The following is an 18,880-nucleotide window of genomic DNA, read 5'->3' as shown; positions in this document are numbered from 1 at the left end:
CCACCATCAGCACCAGCTCGCTCCAGTCGATCTCCCCGCCCGGCGAACTGGTTCTGGGCAGCGGGAAGGTGCCGCCCTCCAGCCTTTTGTAATACAGCACGAACCCGCCATGCTCCCAGTGCAAAAGCTTCATGTGCGTTCGGCGCCGGTTCAGGAAAACGAACACATCCCCGCCGGTGGCACCCCGGCCCATACCGGAGGACACCAGCCCGCAAAGCCCGTCAAAACTTTTCCTCATATCGCAATGGCCGCCGTACAGATAATAACGGTGCGAGGAACCCAGCGAAAACATCAGGCAAGGGCAATCAGCCTGGACAATAGTCCAAGGTCCGCCGAAGGCACTTCCAGCCGCACACCGTTGGGATAGATAACCGACAAGACAGGATGGCCTGCCGCCCTGGTGGGTGAACCCATCGGAATAAAACCGCTATCCCCGGCGGATTGATCCTCCTTCCAGCGGCTGATCCAATAACTGAACTTGCCCAGGGTGATGCCATGCTGCAGGCAGAACTCCTGCCGGGTCAAACCACTCTCACGCCACTGGCCAACAAGGGTAAACATGTAATCTCTACGCTCTTTCATAAATATATTATTTTGGGCGTAAAGCTAAAGACGATCAATTAATCAGAAAATATGCAGTTGGTCGGGCGGATACGTTAAGGCTGATATGGGTTAATGTGCTATACATACCGCTGATGAGTGCATCGCCTGCAAATCGGCCCTGCGTTATGTTGAGCATATGGTAGTACGGTCATCTTTGTACCGGTGTGCATAGAGATCGCCTTCGTTGTCTGAGTTCGGCGAAATCCATCATAGACCGTAAGGAATCTGTCATCCGGAATACGAGAAATTGAATGAAACAGCAACAAATCCCGTCATTTTATTACTCTACCGATCTTACCAAACAAACCAAACCGGATAAGAAAGGAATCGTCCTTGTTGCAGGCTCTGGACTAGATGCCAGCCAGTTTTCCAACTTGTAATTACGCTCATTGACTAAGAAAAATAACGCCTCTCTATGAACGGTAAACTCAATAATAATATTCACTTACCACGATAACATCGGCATCAAAAGTAGGTATTGGTTCTGGATGGTCTTGACACCAGTACTGGCCAAACGAAAGAAACTGGTGGAATGTCTCGACCGATTCAATAACTAATCAATTTATATTAGTACTTTTTATTTTACGCGTTCTATAGATGGGTTCTGGAAATCTACTCAACCACAGCAAAAGCCAATCCATTAGCAACAGCCCGCTCTACGCCATCGGAGGGCCTATTCTTGACCGCCCATCCAGTCCCTACTCTGCTTGGTTCTATTCTAATCGCAAGGGTAGACGAAGCGCCACCGTCCAGATTAAAAGCATGATATGTTCCGAAAGCGAGCATCATTTGTCGTAATTCTTCCATCCCACAACCATTGGAAAAGTACTGCTGCCTTCCGTCAACAATCACAACATAAACCCTTTGATCTTGCGTCAGGCCGATTGCTGTCCGCGGTTCAATGGAATAGTTCGAATAGTTAACCGATTCGCCTTCAAAAACCAACCACTCGTTGCCGCTTACCAGATGTTCCACAGCGTTGAGGTTTATTTCCTCTCCTTGACCGGCAACAGGCGCCCTTCCGATTACTGCCGTACCGTCTTGCATAATGGCGAAATAAGGTCTCGTTGCCGAAGTATTGATTTTCCGCTGAAGCCCATTAATAATAAATGTACCTGTAGGCTCGCCAGTAGATGTGTTATAATAGTCTGCATTGATTGCGGCCATAATTTTTGTTCCCGTTTTCTCATTATCCCTCGCCATCTCAGAGATACGTTGAAAACCATACAGCCTATCGTTATATGGACTCATTGCATAAGCAACGAGATTCCCGTTCGATAAGTCCACTTCAAGAACGTGTATGCTCATCGGCAATTCCTGCTGGTTCAAGTAGCGGATATGTGTATGCGCTATGCCATCAGCGATCATTGTCGTGGAGTCCATCTGAAAAGTACCAATCACATTGGTGTTATCGATGATTAGCTGCGTAATGGCACTGACATCATCATCCGGGGGAATAACATCAACAATCTCTTCTTTTTTGTCCTTTAGGTAATTGTCATCCCGCATGCTGCAAGACGCCAACGTTAAAAGGGCTAATAAGGCAGACTTCGCAGATGGCAATACAGTGAACAACCGATATTTAATGTGATTTATCCTCATGATCATTATTCTTTTTGAATTTAGCTAAGTCGTTTAAAAGGTTCATCCCGCCTCATTACATTGCTAACGCACGTGATAGAAAGATACAAATGGTCGCCGAATATCTCCAGTACCAAAATATTTCTCGTATCCCATTGCATATACAGTATACACTCGTTGATTTAAGGTAGTATTCGTGCTGCTATACCAAGCCAGGACCGATGCATTAGTAACAGGAGCGCCGGCCTTCCGAATTTTCCAAGTTCGGTTCGCCGAACGGTTTAATGTAAATTCTTCGCTTAACTGCATGTACCCAATGTTGGAAGCCACTAAACTATCCGCGATAGTGGTCTGCCCAGCAGCTGTCGTAGAATAAGCTCCATAGTACAAATCTATCGCCTCCACATCTGGCATCAAATTGATAAACCGATAACGAGCATAACCCGAGTCAGGCATTAAGAAGTTTTCCTCTGCGATAATTGACCGAGTAAACTCTGCGGTGTCAGCTACGTGAATAGTATAACGTTTTCCCTTTTCAAGGGTAAACTCCTGTTGGTAGAGTACCAGCGAATCTAAACCATTGTCATTACGGAAGGGCAGACAGATCTGCATATTCATCACACCAGGCTTAGCTACTAAAAAATCTGCACGGGAGTCGCCCCGGGTATTCCAACCACCACCCGGGTAAGGCTGTCGCCCAAGGATCAGCGGTGTAACACGGGTGTCATTAAATTTGACGAATATAGCCCGGTCATCTCCGTACTGAGATGCATAATTAATTTTCACGATAGCGTCACTATCCGTTACCGGAGTGACATCGCCGTAATCGATGAGATTTTTCCCGCAAGCGGTACATAAAAACAATACTGCTGCGAATACTATCCTATATAAGTGAAGCATGTTCATCATTATTCTTTTTAAATTATTCATCAGATTTAGAAAACCACAGCTCATGAGTCATGTAATCTAGTTCAAGCCCGCCCCACTTTTCCAGCTCTGGCACGTTCCACACATATTCTGAGTTGTACCGGGGCCGGATCCGATACGCGTATCTACCGTTATTATTGGCATACAATTGGCCGGCTGTAAGGTAATTATAGTTACGGAAAATAGCCGGATCATAGTGATATTTCCGCATATCCGTCCACTGTTCAAGGCCTCCCCAACCCCAAAGCGCCACGTATTTTTGCCCGACAATATCGGCCAGCGTCAGCTCTCCTGCGTTCTGTGCAACCTCTTCCGAGTTCAGGTAGTGCTGGATTTCAGCTTCGGATATGGCTGCGGAGGCATTCGACCCAGAACCCAATCCGTACCGATTAATAAAATCCATATGACCGCGTATGCCTTGCAAATAGGCTTCGTAAGCCTTTTCTAAATCACCTTTGTGATAAAGGGCTTCTGCTTTTAAAAACTGTAGTTCCGCATACGTCATGATCGGAAACCCTGCAGCGTCCTGAAAAATATACTTTCCTTCCAAGGTGTTTCCCATCGCATGTGGAATTGTTGTCGAGTTAGCGGTAAACGGCAGTCCGCCGACGTAGACAGAGTCAGAAAGCCGGGGAGAAAGCATCCGCGTAAGGCGCGGATCGTCTGAAGCGGTAGTATCAACTACTGGTGTTCCCCGCATACCTCCGGTTAAGTAACGCACAATCTGATTGCTTACCCGGCCATAGTATGTAGAATTGAGATACCCCGCTTGCGGTCCATAAGGATTAGAGTCTGAGCTTTCGTTTCCATTGAACCGTACCATCGCATCATCTTCCGACGAGGTAAACGACAGATCCACGTACTTTATGACGCTGTCGGCATAGGCAGCGGAAAATTCCGGTTTATTTACTAACCTACTATATTGCATAGCCAATAGGCCGTACAGAAAGCGTCGCCATCTACCAATATTGCCACGATAAAGAAAATCCCCAGACGGTCCCGCCAATACCCCTGACATATCGGTACGGCTTTGCATGTTGAAATAGCGCAGCGATTCGTCCACCCATTCACGTACGCGGGCATAGACTTCAGGCTGATCCTGATAAGGAAATGCCAGCATTCCGGGTGTGTACGCATGATCCAGAATAATTGGTCCATGCATGTCAGTGAGCCATTGGTATCCCCAGGCTTTGATGGCATAGCCGATACCCGCATAATCATATATTTCTCTATTTACAGCATCAGCAATCATCTCTTCAAGATTCAACCCATGGTCAACATACACCATCCGCCATGTTACTCCACCTACATCACTCACCCCTCCGGGGTAACCATGGCGTTCCCATACTTGCGAGGCAAAATCACCGGAAGTACCAAACATTGCCTGCGAAATTTTCATCAATATCCGGTTATCCTGCGACACACCATTAGCCATTTGATAAATAATTGGCGGCAATACAATTTCTGCCTTAATAACCTGTGGGTTCGTGGGGTTTGTATTGATATCCAAAAATTTTTTACATCCAGACACTGTGACCAGTAGTCCGATTACACATACTATTTTTAACTTTTTCATGATTTTCCTGATAAGTTTACAACCGTAGCCGCAGCCCAATATTAAACCCGATCGGTCTTCCGATATTACCATAGTCTATACCATAACCGCCAATACCGCCAACAGAAGGGTTATTAGAGTTACTCTCCGGATCCAAGCCTGTATAGTTAGTGATCAATACTAGGTCGGTCACAGTCACAAAACCGCTCAAATTCCCACGGGGAACTACACGAGACACCAACCTTGCAGGCAGCACATAGCTTAAAGTGATATCTCTCAACCGCAGTGCCTTAATATTACGTTCAATAAACATCTCCGGTTCCACATTCGTCGTGTAGTAGAGCGAGTTAAAATAAGGTGTTACCGCGATCGCATTTCGGGTGGGGTTGGCTGTGTTTTCCAAACCATCCCTAATCACGCCGTTGATGATACGGGGTTCCTCTCGGTTCAGTGTTTTAGTACTAATGCCACGCGTGTACATCTCGTATTCCAAACCGTTAAGTACATCACCGCCATACCGAAGGTCCCACAAGAAAGACAGACTGAAATCTTTATATCTGAAATTATTTACCAAGCCTACCGTATACTTTGGTATACGGTCGCCAATGGGGTGATAAGTACCATCTCCCATAATTGGCAACCCATTAGCTGGATTAATCAGGATATCGCCGTTATCGTTCCGCTCAAATCGAGTTCCACTCAAGGCTCCAATGCTATAACCGGGATGGGTACCCGAACGTACACCGCCCAAAATCCACGTATCAGACTCATAGTACTCCGGAAGCTGGTCTGCAACCGACAGCACCGTACCGCGGTTTCTTGTGTAGTTCACCGTAACATCCCAACTTACATTAGCCTTACGGATAGGGTTCCCTTTCAATTGAATTTCAACACCTTTATTTTCTACATCTCCACCGTTCATCATCCGCAAAACGAAACCGCTTCCATAACTCAACCGGGGTAATATGATCTGATCGATACTCAATCGCCTGTAAGAGGTAAAATCGGCCGTAACTCTCCTTTTGAACAAGCTAAACTCGAAGCCATATTCAAAATCTCGTGTTGTTTCAACACTTAAATCCGGATTTCCCCCGTAATAGCTATATGCAAAACCGCCTCCTGAAGAACTGACGGGCTCCAAATTCGACCCTGTAGCATACGTGCGCCACGGTTGCTTGCCTGTAAGAGAAATGGACGACCGCAATTTACCATCTTCTAACCATGGTACGCGGTCCTTGAAGAAATCCAACTCGGTAAAATTAAACGCAATACTTCCTGCAGGGTAAGCAAAAAAAGGATTATTAGGCATTAAGCGGGATGCCCCATCCACCCGCCCGGATAGCGTCAGGTAGAGCAAGCTTTCATACCCTAACACAGCTTGCCCAAAAAAACCGACGTTGCGATATCTGTTCAACACATATCGTGCACGCTGCGTAGAAGGCAGCGTATTATTGATACTGTAAAAATCAGGATCAAAAAACCGTTCCCCGGATTGAGAATTGGTTTGATAGTTGTAATCATCGAAGTTCCCACCCAATACAAATGTTGCGGAATATTTTCCAAACTGATGCCGTGACCTGGCCGTCAACGACCCGGTTAGAATGCGGCCTAGACGGTCATAACCAACAAACCGGCCGCCTGTCTCGTTGCCAGCACTCCCTGAACCACGATACGACTGCCCATGGTAAACTGATTCGCCGTGCGTCTGCGAAAAATCTACACCAAGTATCCCGGTCACGCTAAGCCAGTCGGTTGGTTTATACGTTAGGTTCGTACTTCCGAGCAATCGATCTACCTTATCCCAGGTGGTATTACGGTAAACATCCCAAAAAGGATTATCATATTCACTGTAAATCGTTCCAATACTAGTCACCCGATTTCCATACTCATCAATCCAGTTCCTAACATCTGAGGACGGACTGAAGCGCATTAACGTTACCATGTAACCCTGCGGCCCCCGTCTGGCCTTATCGTTATCACTCTTTACATAGTTGAACGAGGTATTGAGCGACAATTTCTCACTAATTTCTGCCGTCGCACCAAGCCTAGAGGAGAGCCGGGTATACCTTGTATTGGGAATCACGCCTTTATTGTCTGTAAATTCGTTTGACCACCGGTAGGTAAAGCGGTTACTCCCGCCTTCGAAAACCAAGTTGTGCTTATGAGCCATCCCGGTGCGGAAGAACAGATCAAAATTATCAAACATAGGAGTGCCCTCTGGAAATTTGGGCCCTTGAAAAATCGAGGTCGTGCCACTGAACACACCGTTCTGCCCAGGACCGTATACCGTTTGTCGTTCCGGCCATCTGTTAAGCGTTTCCCAGCGGAACGAATTATTATACGTGATCAAACCGCGCCCGCCGGCGGAACGTTTCGTCGTAATTAGAATAGCTCCTGAAGCCCCTTGGTTTCCAAACATTGCAGTCGCCTCCGGGCCTTTCAGAATGGTATATGATTCGATATCCTCGGGATTAATATCCAACCCACGGTTCGAATAATCCTGATCTCGGTTAGGCGAATTCGTAACCAGATCTCCTTCACTCAAAATGCTGTTATCAACAGGCACTCCATCGACCACAATCAGCGCATTGTTATCCCCTGATAAGGATACGAAACCGCGTAATACAATCTGTGCAGAAGAACCCGGGGCACCGTTGGTACTATTGATGGACAGGCCAGGCACACGTCCTTGCAGACCCGAAAAAAAACCCTCGCGTTGAGTCTGTGCTACTTCCGCGCCATCCACTTCAACGGTTGAATATCCTAAGGATTTTTTTTCACGATCAACACCGTAAGCCGTGACTACCACTTCGTCAAGCCCCGATGCCTGTTGAAGCATTGTGACGTTGATTACGGTATTGTCTCCAACGGTTCGCTCCTCAGAAGAAAATCCGACATACCGAAATATCAGCACGTCCCCAAGAGAGGCTTCGATACGGTATCTACCTTGCCGATCGGTCTGCGCTTGGTTACGGCCATCTTTGACCAGTACCGTCACATTCGGCAGCGAACCACCGCTTTCATCGGTGACTTTACCCGTTATGGTCTTTTGCTGAGCAAACACATAAGTGCAATATATAACGTTTACCACGAGGATTAGTAACGATTTTTTCATAATTACATACGTTTGAAATCTAGTTGTTGTAGTATTTGGTATTTGGGGTCAAGCAAAAAATGACTATTCATTTTGAAAAATGAGTTAAATTATTGAACGTTGATTGAATTAAAACGAGCTTTCGTTTGGGAATTAGGGTATTTGTTTTTCCATATCTAGTTATTTATGTTTTAACACATTTATTTCCGGCAATCATAAATCAATCCGCCATGTATGCCGACAGCCTACCTGCCCAAAGTCCCTTATCCTCGATCCGTTTTTCGGTTAACAATAATTGGTCAATGCAATAATAAAAATAATTTTCAAATCAAATGCATTTTTCTGCATTTTTTTTTCGAAACGCTCCGAAACACACAAGAAACAAACGCTTCTGAAGGAAAAAAACGCCACAATAGGCAGCGTTGTCTTTGATTTAGACAACAAAACGCAAAATACAGTATTAGCGCTTACGTTTAATCGATCACCTTCAGCGAAAACTGCTGGATACGCGGAGTGGGTTCGGGCGAGAGGGAAAAGAATACCTCTACATTCCGCTTTGCACATTCGATGATAAAAGTACCGCGCAAGTTGTTTTCGGGAATGAATTCCCTTACCTGCACGATGGCTCCCGCTGCATCGAATACGGTCTTGGACGTTTCACGCAGCACATCGATGGGATTGTCCTGAAAGAAGTTGACGGAAAAGGCCGTGCTGTTTTCAGCATGTTCCCATGCCGGCAGGAACTGAAGCAACTGCTGCTTCCGCCGTTCCAGTACCGGAGAAACGGGGTTCTTCCGGGGCGTCAACGCTGCCCGCCGCACGATTTCCGTGGCCAAATAGGTGTTAATAGCTGCGGCAGGGGCATAGGTGATGTTGCTGAAGCAGACCAACCCGATATCGTAATCGGGAAGCATCATCCAATTGCTGCCGAATCCGGGCAGCCCGCCGGTGTGCCCCACGGTGGTTACCTGCGCTGCGTCACGGGTCCACCGCAAGGCATACCCATAGGCAAAGGAAGTCAGGCTGCCGTTGTACTCAGCAAGGGTGTTAAACACCCAAGGTGCTTGCATTTCCCGGAGAGATGACCGTTTCAGGGGTTGCACATCAGCCCCATTTCGGGCGGGCCAAGCTTGCTGGTGCAACGCCATATATTTCGCGAAATCGCCCAGTGTAGTCAGCATACCCCCCATGGCACCATAGACACCATGGCCAACCATGGTTTCCCGCACATGAGCGCCCCGGAGCCAGCGATATCCTTTGGCCAGCAGCGCCTCGGGTACCTGCGTGTATTCCCAATAGGTGTCGTTCATGCCGAGCGGTCTGAGAATATGCTGGTCGATATAAGCATCGAACGGTTGGCCCGTCACATTCCGGATGATTTCGCCCAGCAGCGCATAAGGCGTGTTACTGTATTCATAGGTTGCTCCCGGGGTATTGGAAAATGAAAACCCCTCCTTCATCAGTCCGTAAAATGTTTCTGCATCCATGTCCAACAACCGGTCGCCCCAGGGATCATCTTCCGGCATCCCGCTGGTGTGGGTAAGCAGATGGCGGATGGTGATGGCCGGTGCATCGTCCGTAGGGACGGGTTGCTGTTTAAACGCCGGGATATACTGCTCCACCGGGTCATCCAACCTAAGCTTTCCGGCATCGCGCAGCTGAAGGATGGCGGCAGCTACGAAACTCTTGGTCATCGAGGCAATCCGGAACACCGATTTTTCAGTTACGGGAACTTGTTGCTCAACATCGGTATATCCGAATGTACCAGCATGCAGTAGCTGACCGCGGTATACCAACGCATAGGCCAATCCTGGCGAATGATGCTCCACAGCGAACGCCCGGTAGGCACTGTCGATAAACGGGATGGTTCCCCGAATGGCGGCAACAACATCCCCGGGTTGCGCAGACGACATTTTGGTCATTGACAAGCACAATAAGGTGACATACAAAGCGGGTTTCACTGCACGGTGGATAACGTACAAACCTATCCCAGGAACCCGAAATTTTATTTTACTCATAATTAGCATCATGGATAATATTCGTGACGCCTGCGATCAGTTTCGCGGGCTTCTTCATACCTCCCCATCCGACGCTGCAGGTCGGCATATAACGCCAAGCATGCTTTGGCTATGGGCGAATCCGGAAAAGACGTGACGGATTCCAACAGCAAACGACAGGCTTCTTCATAGCGGCCGTGGGCCTCCTGCGCATAAATGTAGCGGGCAGCGTCATAGTTCAACCGCCAGCGTAACGCTATCGTATCCATCCGGGCAGCTTCCTGCTTCACTTCTAATAATGCGAATTGCGTTACCCGGGAATACTTAGGGTAAATTGGCACTGACGCTTTTTCAAAGAAACAACGGATACCGTCCAAATACGCTTCTGCTTCCTTCCGGTTATATGTGGGCAACTTCAATCGCTCCTCTTCAGCGGGGTTGGTAAAAAACGACGCTTCAACGATGAGCGCCGGTATGCCGTATGTGCCCCGCAGTACCGCCGCCCCTGCCTTGGGAAAAATCGTGTGATCAGACACGATCACCGCTGTCGCCTCGGGCCGGTGCTTGCCATACATACCGGTGAGGATTGCATTGCCGATACAGTGGGCCAGTGTGATGCTCGCTTGGTTTTCCGACGCATTTCCATGGTAGTAAAGTACAGGTAAATTCACTGCCGTATCTGCAGTTGCATTGTGATGGATGGACAGAAACAAGTCGGCTTCTCCCGCCATGGCCAAAGCGGCCCTATCAGTCAACGGCACGAAGACATCTGCCGAGCGCGTCAGGATTACATGAGCGCCGGCTTCTTCCAATAATTCCTGCAGATACCGTGCTACGCGGAGGTTTATCCACTCTTCCCGCTCACCGCCGATGCCCACCCGATACTGGTCGGTCTCTGCCGTGCCGCCATGCCCCGGGTCGAGACAGATGACTTTTCCTTGAAGCGGACGCTGCACTTGCTGTCCCTGTACCGGCAGCGCGGCTAACAGTAAGGCAACAAATAGGCCGTATACGAACATGACCGTTAAATCGTTAAATTATTCCTTTTCACTCATATAATCATACACAAGACGGGAGATGGACGCCAGGGCATTTCGCGCGTCGTCATCCGGCAGCCCTCCGGAAAGCAGCACCAGCACGTATGCCCGCCCGTCGGGCAGGTATACAATTCCCGAGTCGTGGAGGATCTCCGTAATGGAACCCGTTTTATGCGCTACTACTACATCGTCCGGCAGCCGAGCGGGAATCATGCTCCTGAACCGCTGCGCTTTCAGGATATCCACCATCGCTTCGCTCGAAGCGCGGTCTACCGCCGTCCCTGCGGCCAGGTGCTTGAACAACAGCATGAGATCATAAGCCGTCACCGTGTTGTTCAGCCCCTTCTCGAATGCCTTGGTGTCTTCCACGCCCCGGAGCACCTGGATGTCGTTCGCCCCCATCGTCTTCATGGTTTTCATCACGCTCTTGGCCCCCACCTGATCGATGAGAATATTGGTGGCCAGGTTGCTGCTTTCGGTAATCATCCGGTAGACGAGGTCGTGCCGGGTAAGCTTCGTTCCGATACGGGCATACAGGTCGCCCTCGCTATCAGTATTAGCCGGCAGGGAGTACCGGCTTCTGTCAACGATGCTGCGGAATTCGTTATACACGGTAATGGAATCCGTCATCCTAAATTTACCAGCGGCGGCTTGCCTGAACACCTCAATCATCACCGGAGTTTTCATTGTGCTGGCAGCATGGAACGTCTCCCCGGCGTTGTACAGCAACTGCTCACCATTTTGCATGTCCAGCAAGGCATAGGCAAAGCGCCCTTTGGGATGCCGCTTCATGATCTGGCCGATGCGTTTGCGCAGGTCGGCCGTGTCCAGAACCGCACCCTTGTCGGGCGTCAGTACGATATCCGTCCAATTGCCACCGCCGCCCTCACGCTCGGTCACGAACCGCCCTTCGCGGATAGATTTGTCGGCATTAAATACAAACGTGAGGAACGGTCCTTCGCCACGCTCGCTATTGTCATACACCAGCCGGAACTGGTCGCCATGGAAATGGCGGAGTTTCCCACTGTACTGGGGTGCTTTGGGGAAATCCAGGCGCAACGCCGTATCGCTGACCACACTTATCACCCCCCGGCCCAGCAACGGATCGCGGTATGCCCCGGCATAATCGGCCAAAGGCAGCGCACGCCGCCACGTGGTGTCCGGCAGCACTGGCTTGGAGCGGGCCCGGGTTGAATCCTGCCGACTCAACGAGCGGTCCAGTTCCTTTTTATACCCGGCTATCCAGTCAAAGGGTTCGTTGCCGAGGTAATGGTCAACCACATGATTGATAATGGACCAGTAGGCTCCGGAAGAAAGCTGGTTGGTAAGTACCACTACGCCCAGTTTCTTGTCGGGCACCATAGCGATCTGTGACACGAAACCGGTAAGCAAACCACCGTGCCCCACCACCTTTACCCCGCGGTAGTCGTACGTGCGGAAACCGAGCGCATAGCCCCAGAAGTTCTTCTGGTTGGGTTTGAGCCATTCCGGCTCCTTACTGATGGGCATGGGGCGCACGATCTTCCACAGCTGTTCCGTCGTCGAAGGCTTGAAAATCCGGAACCCGTCGGGCGTTCGGCCCGAATCCAGTTGGGTAATCAACCATCGCGACATATCGGCTGCTGACGAGGCGATGCCGCCCGCCGGGTTTCCATTATCGCCGATATTGGTTTCAAAATACCGCTCGCGTACCTCCACCTTTCCGTTGCGCCTGGCGTGTGCATAAGCCACGTTGGGTTGATCTTTCAGCGTGCTGTAACGGGAAATCGAATTTTTCATGCCCACCCGATCGAAAATACGGGTCTTCACAAAGTCTTCCCACGACATTCCGGAAACGGCCTCAACCACTTCCCCAGCGGCGACATACAGGATATTGTCATAGGCATAAACCGACCGGAAGTCGTACCGCAGCGGCACGTCTTTCAGCTTCTTGAGCAACTCCTTGCGGCTGTAGGTCGACGGTGGGAACAGCAGGAAATCATTGGCATATGCCGGCAGCCCACTGTGGTGTACCAGCAAATCCCGCACGGTGAGATGTGCGGTCACGTAATCGTCTGAAAATTGCAGGTAAGGCAAATACTTGATGACTGGGTCTTCCCAATCCAGCTTTCCTTCTTCCACCAACATGGCCAACGCCGTGCCGGTAAACGCCTTACTATTTGAAGCAATATTAAACAGGGTATGTTCGTCGACCGGATCGGGATCCCCAAGCTTTTTAACACCATACCCTTTGGCCAGCACCACTTTGCCATCTTTTACAATGCCAACACTGATGCCTGGCACTTCAAATGCCTGGAGCACCCGGCCAACGTATTCGTCAAAACCCGGGGGCAGGGATTGTTCTTGCGCCGTTGCGATCCCGATGGCACATAGCACCCACCATGCGCCAATTACTGCCTTTTTATATATTAACTTCATTCCTGATTAATTAATTGTTTGACTTCAATGCATTTACTGGTATGATGTTACCGCTCAGCGCTGCTACCGCGGTGCTTGACAAAGTAAAAATAAACCGGCACACCGGCCGCGATGAGGCCAAGCCCCATCAGCGACTGCAACGGGCTGCCCACGATGGTGATGACCACCAGCGCGAGGCAAAACGTAAAAAAAAGTGCGGGTAATACCGGGTAGCCCAAGGCCCGGTATGGTCGCTCCATTTCGGGGTGCTGTCTGCGCAGCAATAACACCCCTAACGCGGTGGCGCCGTAAAAAATGAACGCTGCGAAAATCAATAGATCGGTGAGCTGGTCGAACGATCCCATCCAGATCATCCCGCAAGCCCATGCCGCTTGCAGCACAATGGCGTTCGCGGGGGTACCAAAGCGCGGATGGACTTTTGAGGCAAACGGCAGAAAAAGCCGGTCCTTGCTGAGCGCGTAGAATATGCGCGACGACAGCAGGATGGTGCTGTTCGTACAATTGAACGTGCTGCATAAAATCAGGATTGACAATACTGCCCCTCCAATGGGGCCGCTCATCACCGAGGCCGCTTCCACGGCGGCTATTTTCTCCGGCGTGGCCATCATGGCCGCATAGGCTTCCACCGGCATAATACGCAGGTAAGCGGCGTTCATCAACAGATACAGCACGATGATGATGCCAGTGCCCAAGATCAGCGCCAATGGAATGTTCTTTTGCGGGTTTTTCACTTCTTCCCCGATATAACCTACGTTGTTCCACCCTTCATAGCCCCAGAAAGCTGCCAGCGAGGCGGCGAAAAAGGCTGTCACCCAGCCGAACCCATTGGTAGCGGCCGAAGGGATCACCGCCGTTCCGGAGATATCCGACACGGGCTCCGCCGCATCATAACCAAGGTAGGCATACCCGATGAATAACAGCATGGCGGCTACAATGCCAATGATGAACACACGGCTCAACGAGGTACCGAACAGTACCCCGCGGTAGTTGACGGAACTGAGCAGGACGACCAATAATGTAGCAACAACCTTGACTACGAAAGTAGCCGATCCCCAACCGGCTACCATCGCCGGAGGCAATAATGCATAAAGGGATTGAGAAAAGACAAAGGCCAGCGCAGCAACGGTAGCCGACCGCATCACCACCAGATTAGCCCAACCGTATAGAAAGGCAAAAAACCGCCCATATATTTTACGGAAATATACGTATTCTCCGCCCGACCCGGGCATCATAGCGGCCAGTTCGGCGGTACATAAGGCCCCTATCATACTAAGCAGGCCAGCCGCCAGCCAGCAGGTTAAAATAAGCGCGCCATCGTGCAGGCTTTCGGCCATGGGCACTACTTTCTTGAATACCCCTGAACCCACGACGGCACTAACCACCAACAGTACGGCTGAAGAGCCGCTGACAGTGCGTTTCAATGTGGTTTTTATTTCCATTGTGATTTCACATTCACATTAGCCGAAGCCCCAGACCCGGTGTGTCCGGCAACCGCATGATCCCCTCCTGCAGTATAAATCCGCCAGCCACGAAATCTTCCGCCAAATCCAGACTGCCGTCCAGGTCGATATATCGCGTATGCGGACAAGCAAAGGCCGCATGCAATGCTCCGGTGATACTGGCCCTGCTCTCGTCATTGCAACCCCAGAACAGCCGGATATCACATTGCCGGGCAATGGCAGCAATTTCCATTGCCCCGCAAATCCCCCCGCACTTCATCAACTTGATGTTAAAAATACCATAGGGCTCTCCTTGGCAAAGTTCAATGGCCGACCGGGCATTTTTCAGCGATTCATCCGCAGCCAGCATCCGCCGGATATCCCCTGGTAACGCCCGTATGGCCGCTTCATTGCCCGGAGGCAGGGGCTGTTCGACCAGTTCGACATCCAACCCCCGTACCTGCTCCATAAACGTTAGCAATTCGGGAATACTGTAACCTGTATTCGCGTCTACGCGGATGGCAAAATAATCGCCAAAACGCTCACGCAGCTTCACTATCCGCTCGGCGTCTTCCGCAACGTCCAATCCGGTCTTTACCTTCAGCACCCGGAAGCCGAGCGTTTTATACTCTTGCGCTTCCGCCAGTGTTTCGGTAACCCCTTTGATGCCGATGGTGACCGATGTGGGTAGCTGCACATGGTGCCGCCCATAGAAATCGACCACAGGGATGGCCGCCCATTTGCCGAAAGCATCGTGCAGTGCCAGATCGACCGCCGCCTGGGTACCCGGCTGCGCTGGGAAAATCTGCCGGACTTCATCAATCAACCCCAGAAACATCCGGATATCCCGGCCCACCAACAGATCGTCCAGCCCTTGATTCAGGTTCGCAAGCGTATCGTCTGCGCTTTCCCCAACAACTTCTACATCAGTGCTGGACGAACCGATGCCCACCATTCCGTTTTCCAGCACGACTTCCAGAAAGACCATCTCCACGTTGGAGATAGTCGACCGTGCAATGGTATAGGGTCTTTTCAGCCGCAGGAATTTTTTATAAGCGTGCGCCGATTGAATCTTCATACCCCTACTGGTTTTCCGGTCAATGCCTGTAATACGGGCAGTAACGGACCGCAACCGTCGGTTAATGGCAGGGATACCGGTATCCCGAACTGTTGCTGGTAGTGCTGCTGGAAATCAGCTGCCTCCGCCGCCGTGCACCCTTCTGTATTGATGGCGATGCCTACTACTTGAGCCCCATAAGCTGCTATTAATTCAATCTCCGAAGCCAAGGAAGGAATCTCTCCCCATTCCGGATTGTGCTCGTAATATTTCCGCTTCGGCGCGTGTACCAGCACCACATGCTTTGCCCCGCCAGAGCGGAGCAGTTCAGCACCTGCTGGGCCACTGGGATTACGGAGCGCCGACTGCCCCTCAAGCAGCACCAAATCGGGGTTTTCTTCGCGGACACACTGGACGATGGCATGTTCCAGTTCGCCCGACACAAAATCGTTCAATGTTGAATCAAATATGAACCCGTATTTACCGCCCTGCAGCCACCCGGTTTGGCCCGTATAAATCATTTCGGCGTGGATGCCGGCAGCTGCCGCAATCCGTACCATTAACTTACTGGTCGTGCGCTTCCCCAGGCTGCAATCCGTACCGATTACAGCCACCACGGGGGTGTTGATTCGGTTGATTTCGCCGGTCCAAAAGTGCAATGCACCAAACGGCTTAGGTTTGCGGATATCAATGATTCGGGCATTGCTGGCCGCCGCCAAAGCGACCATATCTGGCCGGTCAACCAAAAAGTCGTGCAGGCCGTTGACCACGGACACGCCCCGCTCCAACGCGATGCGGACGTCCGCCAGCATGCTGTCCGGGAATTTCCCTCCTAACGTGGCCACGCCCACAATGCACCACCGGGGCGCCATCAGCAGCGCTTCTTCCATGTTGCTGACTACCGGTATCCCCCGGGAACGCCCATCGAGGACTTCCCCTGCATCGCTGCCGGCATGCTGATGGTCAACCACGCCAACAATGCGATACCGGCCACTTTCCCGAATTAGTCCATGGGCCGTCTTCGCATCTCCCGTGCTTAGTAAGCCCGCTGTTAAAATAATCGCTGTTTCCATACAACTATTTACCGGCCAAGTGCTTGATTAAAAAATCTACGGTTGCCTGATCGACCTTTACCTGATGCTTATATAACATCCAATGATGCGTCTCATCGGGAATCACCAGCGTTTCATGCGGTACACCATGCTGCTGCAGCCGTCTGACCAAATCAACCGAATGCCCGAAACCGACATTGGCATCGTCGTCGCCATGGATGAGCAGTACCGGTGATTTCCAGGTATGTACGTGCGATACCGGCGACGAAATCTTAGCTAACTCGATGGCTTTTTCTGCGTCAGGTGCCGGCTCTGCGCTCACGGGCGGTATGCGGCCGATGTAATTGTGCACGCCATGGATATCAACGCCCGCGGCAAATAGGTCAGAGTCTTTGCCCAATGCCAGTGCGGTGAGGTATCCGCCATACGAGCCACCGTATACGCCTATCCTATCGGCATCTACCTGCGGTTGCGCAGCCAGCCATTGCCCCGCGGCCTTAATGTCTTGGTATTCCGACGCCCCGTAACGGCCGGCGAAAAGTGGCTTGTGAAAATCGTAGCCATACCCAATGCCTAAGCGGAAGTTGACCGACAGCACCACAAATCCCCGGCTGGCCAGATATTGGTTCACGGCGTAACAATTGGCGTAGTAATCGCCATAATGCCAGCCCAGCAGCATTTGCCGCTGTGGGCCGCCATGGATGAACACCACAGCAGGCTTTTTCGCTGTGCCGCCGCCCGGAGGTTCAAACAATTGTGCGTAAACCGTCATCCCGTCCGGTGCCTTGAACTCCACCCGCTTGGGAACTACCAACTCCGTATTGCGCAACGCCTCGGGAATAAGGTGCTCGCCCAACAACCGGATGTCGCCTTTCGGTTGCGGCCAGGGCAACACGGCCGGCACGGGGGGGCGCTGTGCGGTAGCACTCAAAAACACCAGATGCTTCCCATCGCCCGTTACGGCAGGAAAGGTTTCTATCCCTTTACCGGGTGTAATGACCTCCATATCGGCCTTATCTACCGACACGCGGATGATATGTCGGCGGTCGATATCGTCGCCATCAGGCCCGGTGTTTGCACTCGCCAGCAACCAACGGCCGTCGGGAGAAGGTGTAATGTGTTCCACCATAAAAGGTCCGGGAGTAAGCAGTAAGGGCTCGCCCCCTGTTTCAGCGACGCTATACAAATGCGGCCAGCCATCGTGATAGGAAAGGAACACTATCCGGTTTTTAGCAACCCAACGCAGGTTGGTACTTCCGTGGGTAGTAGGCACTGAGCCTTCAGGGGTATCGGGCGATTGCCAGATCAGCTTCGCCTCGCCGGTTGACACATCGGCCGTCCATATCGCCCAAGGATTCCGTTGGGCGGCCAGGATGGAGTCGGGAGCTCCGCCCGAGGCATTCCGCCGTACAAACGCAAGGTGTTTGCCGTCGGGCGACCACCGGGGTGAACCGTCCCGTGCGAAGGCGGGTGCAATCCATTGAATAGGCGTATCCTTGTCGCGGAAAATGCCCACAAGCGCATAATCGGTCCGGGAAGAAACGAAAGCCATCGCTTTCCCGTCGGGCGACCATTGAATGCCACTGATGGCACCCCGCGCATAAAACAATTGCGTAGCCTTATCTGACCCGTCTATGGCACACGTCCACACCCGGCCTTGGCGCATAAACGCTACCCGGCTGCCATCGGGTGAGATCACCGGCTCATCGCCATCGCCCAACAGGATCGGATTGCCCCCCGTAAAGGGGATGCTCCATACCTGCACTGCCGTAGCTACGGGTAGAGACGCTGGGTTACGCGGTGTACTGGAATTGGGGCCGCCGTGGTCGCCGCCTTTTACATAGACCACCCATTGCCCGTCTGATGAAAGCTGTACACTTGTAATTTCGTCACCCAAATCTTCGTCATAAGCCGTCAATTTGCGTAGCTCAAATGCCGGCCCTTCGGCCACATATAGGTTGCGGCGGCCCTGTTCGTTGATAGCTACCGCCATGCGGCTCCCGGTAGCCGATACCGTCAACGCTGAAGGGAAAGGGTACGAAGTAAGGGTTTCCATTGAAGGTTGGGCCAGCATCGGGCTGCCAACGCAGCACCATAGCGCCAATAGTAAAAATCTCATC

14 protein-coding genes are annotated in these 18,880 nt (G+C 51.2%); 1 reads left to right on the top strand and 13 read right to left on the bottom strand.

Features of this window, described 5'->3' with window-relative positions:
* Together tnpB and tnpA are read right to left on the bottom strand one after the other, a co-directional pair.
* Positions 1-238 (bottom strand): IS66 family insertion sequence element accessory protein TnpB (tnpB, locus tag BM030_RS15035; protein ID WP_244518977.1); only part of this gene is annotated, 238 nt, incomplete at its 3' end.
* A gap of 53 nt (positions 239-291) precedes the next feature.
* Positions 292-582 (bottom strand): IS66 family insertion sequence element accessory protein TnpA, encoded by a 291-nt coding sequence (gene tnpA, locus BM030_RS15030; RefSeq protein ID WP_079718784.1) that lies wholly within the window; start codon positions 580-582, stop codon positions 292-294.
* A gap of 272 nt (positions 583-854) precedes the next feature.
* Between tnpA and BM030_RS20345 the strand changes: the two genes are divergently transcribed.
* Positions 855-983, top strand: coding sequence for a hypothetical protein (locus BM030_RS20345; protein WP_262987344.1), 129 nt, complete (start codon positions 855-857; stop codon positions 981-983).
* A 232-nt stretch (positions 984-1,215) separates the two neighbouring features.
* On the opposite strand, the gene BM030_RS15025 is transcribed toward BM030_RS20345, so the two are convergent.
* The 11 genes from BM030_RS15025 to BM030_RS14975 all read right to left on the bottom strand — a co-directional run bounded on the left by BM030_RS15025 (position 1,216) and on the right by BM030_RS14975 (position 18,879).
* The gene (locus BM030_RS15025) at positions 1,216-2,205 is read right to left on the bottom strand and encodes a phosphodiester glycosidase family protein (protein ID WP_170845764.1); all 990 of its coding nucleotides are present in this window, start codon (positions 2,203-2,205) and stop codon (positions 1,216-1,218) included.
* 63 nt (positions 2,206-2,268) lie between these two features.
* Positions 2,269-3,114: a DUF4397 domain-containing protein gene (locus BM030_RS15020; protein ID WP_244518975.1), complete on the bottom strand. Its 846-nt coding sequence runs from the start codon at positions 3,112-3,114 to the stop codon at positions 2,269-2,271.
* On the bottom strand, positions 3,107-4,687 hold the full coding sequence (locus BM030_RS15015) for a SusD/RagB family nutrient-binding outer membrane lipoprotein (protein WP_090974426.1): 1,581 nt from the start codon (positions 4,685-4,687) through the stop codon (positions 3,107-3,109). The genes BM030_RS15020 and BM030_RS15015 overlap by 8 nt, the downstream gene beginning before the upstream one ends.
* 16 nt (positions 4,688-4,703) lie before the next feature.
* Positions 4,704-7,781: a SusC/RagA family TonB-linked outer membrane protein gene (locus tag BM030_RS15010; RefSeq protein ID WP_090974425.1), complete on the bottom strand. Its 3,078-nt coding sequence runs from the start codon at positions 7,779-7,781 to the stop codon at positions 4,704-4,706.
* Between the two features lie 452 nt (positions 7,782-8,233).
* Positions 8,234-9,682, bottom strand: a complete 1,449-nt coding sequence (locus BM030_RS15005) for a serine hydrolase domain-containing protein (RefSeq protein ID WP_170845763.1) — start codon at positions 9,680-9,682, stop codon at positions 8,234-8,236.
* A gap of 104 nt (positions 9,683-9,786) precedes the next feature.
* Positions 9,787-10,776 (bottom strand): N-acetylmuramoyl-L-alanine amidase, encoded by a 990-nt coding sequence (locus BM030_RS15000; RefSeq protein ID WP_090974423.1) that lies wholly within the window; start codon positions 10,774-10,776, stop codon positions 9,787-9,789.
* An 18-nt stretch (positions 10,777-10,794) separates the two neighbouring features.
* Positions 10,795-13,212, bottom strand: coding sequence for a serine hydrolase (locus BM030_RS14995; RefSeq protein WP_090974422.1), 2,418 nt, complete (start codon positions 13,210-13,212; stop codon positions 10,795-10,797).
* 47 nt (positions 13,213-13,259) lie between these two features.
* Positions 13,260-14,651 (bottom strand): APC family permease, encoded by a 1,392-nt coding sequence (locus tag BM030_RS14990; protein ID WP_090974421.1) that lies wholly within the window; start codon positions 14,649-14,651, stop codon positions 13,260-13,262.
* A gap of 13 nt (positions 14,652-14,664) precedes the next feature.
* Positions 14,665-15,729, bottom strand: coding sequence for a mandelate racemase/muconate lactonizing enzyme family protein (locus BM030_RS14985; RefSeq protein WP_090974420.1), 1,065 nt, complete (start codon positions 15,727-15,729; stop codon positions 14,665-14,667).
* Positions 15,726-16,781, bottom strand: a complete 1,056-nt coding sequence (locus tag BM030_RS14980; RefSeq protein ID WP_090974419.1) for an N-acetyltransferase DgcN family protein — start codon at positions 16,779-16,781, stop codon at positions 15,726-15,728. Before BM030_RS14980 ends, BM030_RS14985 begins: the two co-directional genes overlap by 4 nt.
* Positions 16,782-16,785: 4 nt before the next feature.
* Positions 16,786-18,879: a S9 family peptidase gene (locus tag BM030_RS14975; RefSeq protein WP_090974418.1), complete on the bottom strand. Its 2,094-nt coding sequence runs from the start codon at positions 18,877-18,879 to the stop codon at positions 16,786-16,788.
* Position 18,880 lies beyond the last annotated feature (1 nt).

The organism is Parapedobacter composti, assembly GCF_900112315.1.
Lineage (GTDB): Bacteria > Bacteroidota > Bacteroidia > Sphingobacteriales > Sphingobacteriaceae > Parapedobacter > Parapedobacter composti.
The sequence above is the reverse complement of the archived record's forward strand: the minus strand, read 5'-3'. Positions and strand labels throughout refer to the sequence as shown.

Coding starts and splice junctions, on each gene's coding strand:
- BM030_RS15010 (WP_090974425.1), bottom strand. CDS start 7,781: ATGAAAAAATCGTTACTAATCCTCGTGGTAAACGTTATATATTGCACT.
- BM030_RS15015 (WP_090974426.1), bottom strand. CDS start 4,687: ATGAAAAAGTTAAAAATAGTATGTGTAATCGGACTACTGGTCACAGTG.
- BM030_RS14975 (WP_090974418.1), bottom strand. CDS start 18,879: ATGAGATTTTTACTATTGGCGCTATGGTGCTGCGTTGGCAGCCCGATG.
- BM030_RS14980 (WP_090974419.1), bottom strand. CDS start 16,781: ATGGAAACAGCGATTATTTTAACAGCGGGCTTACTAAGCACGGGAGAT.
- BM030_RS14995 (WP_090974422.1), bottom strand. CDS start 13,212: ATGAAGTTAATATATAAAAAGGCAGTAATTGGCGCATGGTGGGTGCTA.
- BM030_RS15025 (WP_170845764.1), bottom strand. CDS start 2,205: ATGAGGATAAATCACATTAAATATCGGTTGTTCACTGTATTGCCATCT.
- BM030_RS14990 (WP_090974421.1), bottom strand. CDS start 14,651: ATGGAAATAAAAACCACATTGAAACGCACTGTCAGCGGCTCTTCAGCC.
- BM030_RS20345 (WP_262987344.1), top strand. CDS start 855: ATGAAACAGCAACAAATCCCGTCATTTTATTACTCTACCGATCTTACC.
- BM030_RS15005 (WP_170845763.1), bottom strand. CDS start 9,682: ATGACCAAAATGTCGTCTGCGCAACCCGGGGATGTTGTTGCCGCCATT.
- BM030_RS15020 (WP_244518975.1), bottom strand. CDS start 3,114: ATGAATAATTTAAAAAGAATAATGATGAACATGCTTCACTTATATAGG.
- tnpA (WP_079718784.1), bottom strand. CDS start 582: ATGAAAGAGCGTAGAGATTACATGTTTACCCTTGTTGGCCAGTGGCGT.
- BM030_RS14985 (WP_090974420.1), bottom strand. CDS start 15,729: ATGAAGATTCAATCGGCGCACGCTTATAAAAAATTCCTGCGGCTGAAA.
- BM030_RS15000 (WP_090974423.1), bottom strand. CDS start 10,776: ATGTTCGTATACGGCCTATTTGTTGCCTTACTGTTAGCCGCGCTGCCG.